Origin of the sequence: Catellatospora sp. NPDC049111 (genome assembly GCF_040648615.1) — a bacterium.
Lineage (GTDB): Bacteria > Actinomycetota > Actinomycetes > Mycobacteriales > Micromonosporaceae > Catellatospora > Catellatospora aurea.
Window position 1 is genome coordinate 39,413 of sequence record NZ_JBEZEB010000058.1, and the last position, 8,794, is coordinate 48,206.

The window sequence follows — 8,794 nt, forward strand, 5'->3', positions numbered from 1 at the left end:
CGTACCTGGCGGTGCCGGGGGCGTGCGAGGCGGCAGCGGGGGTGACCGGCTGAAGACCAGCTCGGAGTGGGTCAGGGGATGAACCGCATCTCCGGGAAGGCCGGGTTCGGGCCGTTGAGCAGGTGTCCTCGATGGCGTAGGTGCAGGTCGAAGAACGCGAGCGGGTACGCCTGCTGGATCCGCACCGCCCGGGCCGGGTCGAGGGTGCCGACCCAGCTGGCGAGGTCCTCGTCGCTCATTCCGATGGTCTTCGCCAGTTGCGGGATCAGCCACTGGTGGTCGCAGTACGCCCCGTGGAGCGCGCCGTCAGCCTGCACGTTGAGCCGCCATCCGTGCAGGTCCGACCAGAACTGCTCGACGCTCGGCTCGGCGGCCCGGGTGAACTCCGCCGTCATCAGCATGAACGGCCGGTCGAGGCCGGTGACCGGTGGCACCGACTGCATCGGGCCGTCGAAGCTGAGCCCGGCCCGCACGCGCCGGTCCTGGTTCATGACGAGGGCGGTGGCGGTCGCGCCCTTCGACCAGCCGAACATGCCGATGCGGCGCAGGTCGAGCGCGGCGCCCAGGCCGGCCGGCAGCGGACGGCGCTCGGCGTCGGGGTTGCGGTCGGCGGCGATGTCCTCGATGCAGTCGAGGACGAACCGGATGTCGTGGGAGGAGTCCCATGGTGTGAACGACAGGTCGAGGGGGACGGTGAGCCGCCCGTCGGGGAACTGGCTGAACGCGTCGTACGTGTGATCCGCCGTGACCACGACGTAGCCGTGGCTAGCGAGTTCCTGGACCACGATGGTGGCCTCGGCACGGTGACCGTTGTTGCCATGGGAGAACACGATCACGGGCAGCCGCTCGGGTGTCCGGAGTGCCGGAGCTCCCTCGTGGCCGGCTGTGAGGGGCGCCGCCGCGGCATCGGCGTCGAACCCGGCGGACACGAGCAGCGCGCGCATCGGCGCGGCGGGCATCCACGGCGCCACCGGATGACGCCGGGCGTCACGGGTGGCGGGATACCAGACGCTGGCCATCAGTTCGCGGTGGTGCCTCGGGCCGGCGACGGGATCCGGGCGGGATCTGTCGATGAGGTGCAGCGATACGGTGCCGATGCGGTGCGGCCCGGTGGGCGGGGGCAGCGTGAGCCGTGCCGGGCTGGGCGCGGCCTGCGCCGCTCGTTCGCGGCCGGCGCCGAGCGGCACGGCGACCCCGGTGGCGAGCGCGGCGGTAAGCAGGTGTCGGCGGGTCAGTGCGGTGGGCATCGGTCCTCCGGTGGTTTCGACGCGGGCGATGAGCTGCTTGAGCCGCTTGATCTCTTCGGTGAGCGCGGTGCTGCCGGCGGCGGTGAGCGTGATCCAGGTACGGCCGCGCCGGCCGGCGTGCACCCTCACTGAGCCGCGGGCGGGCCGGATCCGGTGTGGCTCCGGATCCGGTCCGCGCATGTCGGCTGCCCGCCGGTCACCGGTCGGCGGTCGGCGGCGTCTCCGCTTGTTCGACCTGCTGTATGAGTTGCTTGAGGTGGGCTATCTCGTCGCGCAGGGCGGCCTGCCCGGCGGTGGTGAGGGTGACCCAGGTGCGCGGGCGCTTGCCCTCGTAGCCCTTCTCGATCTGGATCAGCTCGGCCTTCTCCAGGACGTTAAGGTGCTGCCCGAGGTTGCCCGCGGTCAGCTGCAGGGTGGCGCGCAGGAAGCCGAACTCGACCTGGCGGGCCTGGTGGGCTATGGCCATGATGCCCAGGCGGACGCGCTGGTGGACGACGTCGTCGAGGCCGTTGGCGGGGTGATCGGTCATCACGCCTGAACCTCGGTGGTCGGCCGGAGCAGGGCGAAGGCGGCGGCGCCCAGCAGCAGCACCGCCGCCGGGACGAGCAGGTGCGGCAGGAAGAACCACCGCGAGGTCGAGTGGATGACCTGGCTACCCATGATCACGACGACCACCAGGTAGACGAGGCTGTACGTCAGCAGCGCCCAGTGGCGTTCGACCCACGCGAGCACCAGCAGCGCCAGCCCGATCGCCACCGTGGGACTGGCCAGCCCGACGATCAGCCACCCGGCCGGGCCGACCTCGATCTCAACCGGGTCGGTGGAGAAGGGGTCGGCGGGGACGGGAAGGAGCGGGTGGAACGTCAACCAGATCGACACGGCCGCCATCAGGACGGCCAGCGCGACACCGACGACGACGTAGGGGCGGATGGGGGTGCCCACGCCGCGCCGTCGGGACTGCCTTACGTAGAAGCCTGCGATGGCCGCGTAGGCGAGCACCAGCGCGACCGTCCAGTACACGAGCTCCGCCGGGTTGGGCACCATGCAGACCGTGTGCCCCGGGCGGGATCGGCAGGTGCCGAAGACGTCGAGGTAGGGGGCGTACCGGTAGACGGGTATCGCGACCAGGGTGATCACCGCGAAGACCAGCAGCGGAAACCAGGTGCCGCGCTGGGCGACACGGACCTGGCGTGTCAGGTCGCGCACGGCCGCCAACAGCTCGTGAGGCGTGCCCGCCTGGGAAGCCGATTCGTGTGTCATGAAGTCAGCTTTGCATTGCAGACCTATCCGCGCAAGAGAGAGTCCGGCGCATTTCGCGGGCCGGGCCGTGACGGGAGATCAGGCATGGCCCGCGCCGCGAGCGGCCAGGTTCTGTTTCGCAGATCATGAATCTCGTTCGTTAGACGGGTATGGCCCGTGGAGACCAACAGGCGCAAGCACCGGCGCGGGCTGGCCACCCGCTTCGACAAGTTGGCCACCCACTACCAAGCCACCCTCGACCTCGTCGAGGCACTGGACTGGCTGGGCCGTGTCTCGTGGATCTGCGAGTCGTGAGCTGGTATCACGTATGTCGTGACCGGACGGTTTGAGCTCACCGATGCCGAGTGGGAGCTGCTGAAGCCGCTGCTGCCCGCAGATCCGCAGCGTGGCGGCCGGTGGCGTGATCACCGTACGACGATCTCGGGGATCTTGTTCCGGGTGCGGACCGGGATCCCCTGGCGGGACCTGCCCGCCAGGTTCGGCCCGTGGAAGACCGTATACCAGCGCAAACGCCGCTGGGCACTCAACGGAACCTGGGCGGCGGTCTGCGACGCGCTACGCATCGACTGCGACGCCGACGAGGGCGACGACTGGACCCTCGGGGTGGACTCGACCGTGGTCCGGGCGCACCAGCACGCCGCCGGTGCCCGCCGTGACCTGCCCAAAGAGCTGGCCGACGACGACACCGCAGGTAAAGGGGGCGGCCAGCATCGGGCGAATCGGGTGATCGTGAGGCGCTCGGTCGGTCCCGCGGCGGGCTGAGCACGAAGCTGCACCTGTCCGCCGACCGACGGTGCCGGCCGGTCAGCCGGACCCTGACCGCCGGGCAGCGCCATGACAGTGTCGGGTTCGTGAAGGTCATGGACGGCGTCCGCATCCGGCGGCGGGTGGGCCGGCCGCGGACCCGGCCGGGCCGGGTGCTGGCTGACAAGGCGTACACGAACAAGAAGATCCGCGCCGAGCTGCGCCGACGCCGGATCACGGCGGTGATCCCGGAGAAGAAGGACCAGGTCGCCGCACGGGCGGCCAAGGGCAGCCGTGGTGGCCGACCGCCCGCACGGGTGCTGAGCCTGCATATGCCTTTACTGAGCGGGCGTCGGCGAACCGGTTGCGGTCGTCGCCGAGTTCGGCCAGCACGCGTGCACCGGCGTGGTCGCCGAGGCCGGGGAAGCTTGTGATGATCTCGTAGTCGGGGTGCTGCGCGAAGGCGTCGGCGCAGGCCTGGCCGAGCTGGTCGACGTTGCCGCACTCGGTGTTCAACGTTGCCAGCAGTGCCAACGTTTGTATGCCCATAGCTGCCGGCTTCGTCGATAAGAGACCTCGCCGAGTATCACGATCGTCAACGCAGGCAAAACGCCAAGTCTTAGCTCCGTCAGCCATGAGTCGCCGTTCCACAGTGTGAGGACAGTGATCGCGATGACCGCTGCAAGCAGGTAGCCGCCCAAGCGGATTGCGAGCGGGATACGACGAGCCATGGCGGAATCTAAACACTTCCCAGTCGCGCTGGCTGACCCCCGAAGCGGGTGCGCTGAAACCCGCCCCGTCACCGCCGACCGCGAAATGACCGCGATCTGGCCCGGCCGTACCGGTGCCGACACCTGCGAAATCCCCGAAGGCTGCTGAACGGCCGTCTCCGTGCGGGCCAGGGCTCATCACCCCTGGCCCGTCGCAGTGGCCGCCAGATCGGCGGACCGTTCCCGAAGGGAGCCTGCTCGTGGCTAACGAGCCACCCTGACCCTGGTCGGCAACCTCAACCGGGAAACGTGGATCTGGACCGTGCGCCGACAGACGACGGCGGCACCGGGTGCTTGGTCGACACGGGAACCAGAGGCAAGCGGGCACGTCGCGTCCCGATCATCGCCGCTGGTCGCGGCTCGCAGCTCTACGACCTGCCCAACGTCCCGCTCACCCCGACCTTCGCCGGCTGCATGGGCGGCGAACATCAGCGCCTGGCCGACGCGGCGGCCGCTGAACTGGCCCGCGACGCAGCCTGCGAGCCATTCACCCACCCGGTGCACCCCCGCCAGCTGTCGCTCAGCGCCTGAAACCCACATTCCGCGCGTGCGGCGGCCGACGCGTCCACGCCCCAGCCGACCCGAACCCCTTCCCACCCGAGGGACCGACGTGGCCCGCACCTCGACCACCCGGCTGGCGTCCACTCGCGACCGGTGACGATGAAGGACATCGCTGTCCAGGCAGGCGTATCGGCTGCCTCCGTGTCACGGGTGCGCTACGGCCAACCCGTCAGCACGAGCGTTGGGCCAGTGCGGCAGGCGCTCGCGGTGATGGCTACCGCGTCGACGCCCGCGCGTGCCGCTGGACCCGCGCGCCGAGCCGCACCGCGGCGTCGTCGTGCACCACGTGGACGCCTTGACCGTCAACGCCGTCGTCGACGGTATCCGGGTGGAGGCCGCCGCGGAAGGCCGTCAGAGCCTGATCGCCGTCACCGACGGCACCGCCCGGGGCGAGGTGAGCGCGGTCGCCACGTTGTTTCGCAGCACCGACGAGGTCATCCTCGTCGGCCGCCCCGTGCTCACCACCGTACACGTGCCGTGGGAGGAGATCGGCCGCGCCGCCGTCCGCCAGGCGCTCAGCCCACACCGTAAGTCGCCTGTCCAGCACACCACGCTCAGCACCCATGTGGTCGTGCGCCGGTCCGCCGCGTACGCCAGGCGCTTGCCGACACTGCCCCCGACAGCAGCACGCGCCGCGCCTCATCGACTGGGCGACGGGGCGGGAATCAGCGGTCGGCCGTACAGCGCCCCGATGATCGCCGATGCCATCTGGTTGGCCGGCTGCTCCCCGTTTGCGCCCGCGAACAACGAGGTCAGAACAATGACCGTGTCCTTGCGGACAGGGTCGTGCGCCATGAAGCTGTTGTACCCGGGGATCTGCCCGTCGTGGCCGTACATCGCCCCGAACCGGGCGAGCGCGAGGCCGTAGCCGATGTCTGCCCCGTCCGGCACCTGGATCGGCTGGACACTGGCCAGCCTGGCCTGTTGCGTCTTCGGGTCGAGCAGCCCACCGTCCACCAGGGCCGTGGCATACCGGGTCAGGTCGGCGGCGGTGGATATCCCGGCCCCCGCCGCCCATGCCCACGATGGGCTGTTGCCGGTGACGTCCTTGGGAAGCAGGGCGCCGCTGGCGGCTGCGGCCTGCTGGGCGGCCGGGAGCGCGGGGTCGGCGAGGATCTCCAGGTTCGTGCCGAACATGTAGCCCTGCGGGTGCGGAGCGGGTATGCCGGCCTCGGCGGGTGCTGGCAGGAGTGTCTGGCGCAGGCCGATCGGGCCGAAAATCCGCTGCTGGAAACTGTCCTGAAGCGGGATGCCGGTGAGCTGCTCGACGATGAGTCCTGCCAGGATGAGGTTGGTGTTCGAGTACTGCCACTGCGCACCGGGGGCGAAGCCCGGCGGTTGGGCGAAGGCGATCGCCAGCAGCTCGGCGGGTTTCCAGACGTACCCGGGGTCGCTGTCCAACTTGGCGCTGAACTGCTTGTCCTCGGTGTAGTTGTAGAGTCCGCTGCGCATGCTCAGGAGCTGGGCGATGGTGATGGCGTCGCCGTTGGGCACCTCCGGCTGATACCTCGACACGGGATCGTCGAGACCGATCCTGCCCTCCTGCACCAGTTGCAGCAGCACGGTGCCGGTCATGGTCTTGGTATTGGAGCCGATCCGGAAGCTATCGTCGACGGTCACCGGGCTGCTGCCGCCGAGCGCCTGCGTGCCGTAGGCCTTGGTCCAGTTCCCGCGCTGCGGCGATGTGATCATCACGACCGCGCCCGGGACCCGCATGTCATTGATGACGGCCTGGAGCGCCGCGTCGAGTCCAGCGGCGTACGCGGGTGCGGTGGGGTCAACGCTCGTCGTGGTACGGCGTTCGCCGACCGTCTGGCTGCATGCTCCGGCGACCGTCGCGGTCAGCAGCAGAGCCACTGCGCTCACGGCGAACCGCTGCATGCCGGTACCTCCAGGTTCGTAGCACTACCGGCGATTTACACCGAACATCTCTTTACCGCCTTTCGAGTACATCAGACTCCGGGTCGCGCCGGACCGGGTTCGCGATCTGGCCGTCCAGCAGTTGCCGGACGAAAGGTCCCGGCGTGCCCAAGCCGACGTCGTCGAGCATGACGAGCACGACGTTCGGGGCGCCCGAGTGGCGGGCGCAGGATCTCGGGGCGCTGCTGTCGTCCGGCCTCGCCCAGACCGGCGGCGACGACCACATGGAGGGGTACGCCTACGTCCGTCGCGCCCTCATCTCCCTCTACCACGACGACGCGGCACAGACCGTCGAACTGGCCCGCAAAGCCCAGGAGTCGCGCTTCTCGGCCCGGATCCGCGGCCTGGCCGCACAACGAGAAGCGCAGGGACACGCCATCGGCGGCAACCACCGTGCCTGCATGCTGGCCCTCGACAGGGCCGCCGCGCTGCTTGCCGACGCCGCAGCGGCACGGGACGACGAGATCGTGCTCGGCACCTCCGCCGTCGTCGACCCCGTCGCCATGGCCACCGGCTGGCGCCTGCACGAACTCGGCCGCACGAAGGAAGCCGCGGGCGTCCTGTCGGCCGAGTGCGCGCGCATCCACCCGGCTGCCGATCGGGCACAGACCGGATCCCGCACGATCGCGTCAACCTCGTTGCCATCAGAACCTTCACCTCCGCTGTTTCGCGCCCGGCCACGGCGGTCCGGGCGCACCGTCGAACCAGAGTCCTGGACAGCACAGACCATGTCGCGCCGGTCGGCTAGCCATGATCTGCCGTGCTGGCGGCGGTGATCCGGCCGCGGACGATGAACGCGGGCACGCGGCCTTCGCTGGCGATCCGGCGTAGCCGGTCTAACTGCGGCAGGCCCATGTGGGTGAGCAGGTCGTCGTCGCCGTGGCGCAGGCTTGCCACCCAGCCCTGGAACTCGCCGATGTCAGCATGGGCCATCCCAGCAGGTTGTGGTCGGCGGACATGTAGGGATTGACGAGGATGACGAGGATGCTCCGGTTCGGCATGGCCGAGATGGGTACGCGCTTGTCGAAGAACACCTGCAACTGCGCCGGGTGACCGGCTCCGTGAACTCGATCAGCGCGGACGCCGCAGTCAGGGCAGGCAGGTTGCGAAGGAACTGCTGGACGAGGGCAGGGTCGGGGCGGCCACGCTGAACCGCCTGAAGCAGCGGTGCAGGAAGGTTGCTGACCTGAACCTCGATCGGCCCGAAGGCGTCCCGGGTCACGTCGACGGGGCCCGTGCCGCCGAAGCTGAGCGCTCCGGCGGGCCTGGCGACGAGATGAAGCTCGGATGAGGTCCCGAGGTTGGTCAGCCCCATCAGCGGCCCCATCGCCTCCTCCACCAGGGGCGGTTGATGCGGCCAGGGCTGGCGTAACACGTCGATGAGGCGTTCGACCTCGGCGTCGATTCCGCGTTGGCGGCCGGCCCGGCGTAGCGCTGCCCGTAGCCGGGTGCGGGTCAGGCGGGCGGCCTGGGCCGGGGTCGGCGCGATCGTCAGTACGGCCCTGGCTTCCCGGGACATGATGCCCTCACGCTTGGACGCGAACGCGGCAAGGATGGAGGGGTAGAACTCTCTGAGCAGGCTGCGCAGCCGGTTGTGGGCGCGGGTGCGGTCCCAGACCGCGTCCTGCTGGGCCCGGGCCAGGACCGCGACCGCCCGAGCCAGGTCCGAGTCGGCGGGCAGTGCCCGGTGCGCCGCGGCGTCAGTGCGCAGGATGTTGGCCAGCACCAGCGCATCTTGATGGTCGGACTTCTTTCGGGAGACGGCATGCCGCTCCCGGTAGCGGGCGACCGCCATCGGGTTGATGGCGAATACGGGTCGTCCGGTGGCCCGCAGGCATGACGGGCCAGCAGCTCCTGCTCGACACGGCGTCCAGCCCGGACACCTAGCCAGTACGCCGTGTCGGACCCGGCACGGCCGTCTGACGGCGGTTGGCCGGCCGGGTCGTCCTGCCGTGGCTCGTTGTCGCCGTCCTCGCAGGCCAGGCACGCGAACAACCGCACTATCGCGGCGACGTCCTCGCCAGGGCCGCGCGGACCCGCGGCCGCATCCCCCAAACCGTTCACCGCAGTGGCCAGGCCTGCGGCGTGCTCCGCCGCCATCTCTCGCGCTGCCGCGTGCACCGACCGCAGCAATGGCCTGAACCCCGATGGCGGCCGCGTTGCTCCGGGTTGATGGCGCGAGAATGGGCCGGGGGTGGGGGGGGGGGGCGCCGGGGTTGGGGGCGGGGCGGGCACCCCCCCCCCCCCCCCGGGGGGGGGGGACCACGGGCCGCCGGGCGGGGCGGGCGGCGC

At 70.4% G+C, this 8,794-nt stretch carries 10 protein-coding genes and 3 pseudogenes; 5 read left to right on the forward strand and 8 right to left on the reverse strand.

From position 1 onward, the window contains the following. Positions 1-71: 71 nt before the first annotated feature. The 3 genes from AB0B66_RS40590 to AB0B66_RS40600 all read right to left on the reverse strand — a co-directional run bounded on the left by AB0B66_RS40590 (position 72) and on the right by AB0B66_RS40600 (position 2,507). Complete coding sequence (locus AB0B66_RS40590; RefSeq protein ID WP_360540409.1) at positions 72-1,376, reverse strand: acetylhydrolase; 1,305 nt, start codon at positions 1,374-1,376, stop codon at positions 72-74. 67 nt (positions 1,377-1,443) lie between these two features. Next, on the reverse strand, positions 1,444-1,776 hold the full coding sequence (locus AB0B66_RS40595; RefSeq protein WP_360540411.1) for a transcriptional regulator: 333 nt from the start codon (positions 1,774-1,776) through the stop codon (positions 1,444-1,446). After that, positions 1,776-2,507 carry a hypothetical protein gene (locus AB0B66_RS40600; RefSeq protein WP_360540413.1) on the reverse strand — a complete coding sequence of 244 codons (732 nt, stop codon included), beginning with the start codon at positions 2,505-2,507 and terminating at the stop codon, positions 1,776-1,778. Before AB0B66_RS40600 ends, AB0B66_RS40595 begins: the two co-directional genes overlap by 1 nt. 156 nt (positions 2,508-2,663) lie before the next feature. Between AB0B66_RS40600 and AB0B66_RS40605 the strand changes: the two genes are divergently transcribed. The 3 genes and pseudogenes from AB0B66_RS40605 to AB0B66_RS40615 form a co-directional block, all read left to right on the forward strand. Continuing rightward, positions 2,664-2,801: a hypothetical protein gene (locus AB0B66_RS40605; RefSeq protein WP_360540415.1), complete on the forward strand. Its 138-nt coding sequence runs from the start codon at positions 2,664-2,666 to the stop codon at positions 2,799-2,801. An 18-nt stretch (positions 2,802-2,819) separates the two neighbouring features. Beyond that, a complete protein-coding gene (locus AB0B66_RS40610; protein WP_360540417.1) occupies positions 2,820-3,269 on the forward strand; it encodes an IS5 family transposase in 450 nt (149 codons plus the stop codon). A gap of 14 nt (positions 3,270-3,283) precedes the next feature. After that, positions 3,284-3,529: pseudogene (locus tag AB0B66_RS40615) on the forward strand (transposase); the annotation flags it as partial. Between the two features lie 22 nt (positions 3,530-3,551). Here the strand turns inward: AB0B66_RS40615 and AB0B66_RS40620 are convergent. Next, positions 3,552-3,803, reverse strand: a pseudogene (locus AB0B66_RS40620) (transposase); the annotation flags it as partial. A gap of 467 nt (positions 3,804-4,270) precedes the next feature. Between AB0B66_RS40620 and AB0B66_RS40625 the strand changes: the two are divergent. Further along, entirely contained in the window at positions 4,271-4,552 is a 282-nt protein-coding gene (locus AB0B66_RS40625) for a hypothetical protein (protein ID WP_360540419.1), read from the forward strand. Between the two features lie 244 nt (positions 4,553-4,796). Here the strand turns inward: AB0B66_RS40625 and AB0B66_RS40630 are convergent, their stop codons facing one another. Together AB0B66_RS40630 and AB0B66_RS40635 are read right to left on the reverse strand one after the other, a co-directional pair. After that, entirely contained in the window at positions 4,797-5,108 is a 312-nt protein-coding gene (locus AB0B66_RS40630; protein WP_360540421.1) for a hypothetical protein, read from the reverse strand. A 113-nt stretch (positions 5,109-5,221) separates the two neighbouring features. Further along, positions 5,222-6,448, reverse strand: a complete 1,227-nt coding sequence (locus AB0B66_RS40635; protein WP_360540423.1) for a serine hydrolase domain-containing protein — start codon at positions 6,446-6,448, stop codon at positions 5,222-5,224. 158 nt (positions 6,449-6,606) lie between these two features. Here AB0B66_RS40635 and AB0B66_RS40640 point away from each other — a divergent pair, with 158 nt between their 5' ends. Beyond that, entirely contained in the window at positions 6,607-7,278 is a 672-nt protein-coding gene (locus tag AB0B66_RS40640; protein ID WP_360540425.1) for a hypothetical protein, read from the forward strand. Here the strand turns inward: AB0B66_RS40640 and AB0B66_RS40645 are convergent. Together AB0B66_RS40645 and AB0B66_RS40650 are read right to left on the reverse strand one after the other, a co-directional pair. After that, on the reverse strand, positions 7,247-7,435 hold the full coding sequence (locus tag AB0B66_RS40645; RefSeq protein ID WP_360540427.1) for a hypothetical protein: 189 nt from the start codon (positions 7,433-7,435) through the stop codon (positions 7,247-7,249). The genes AB0B66_RS40640 and AB0B66_RS40645 overlap by 32 nt on opposite strands. 388 nt (positions 7,436-7,823) lie before the next feature. After that, positions 7,824-8,321: pseudogene (locus tag AB0B66_RS40650) on the reverse strand (transposase); the annotation flags it as partial. Between the last annotated feature and the right edge of the window lie 473 nt (positions 8,322-8,794).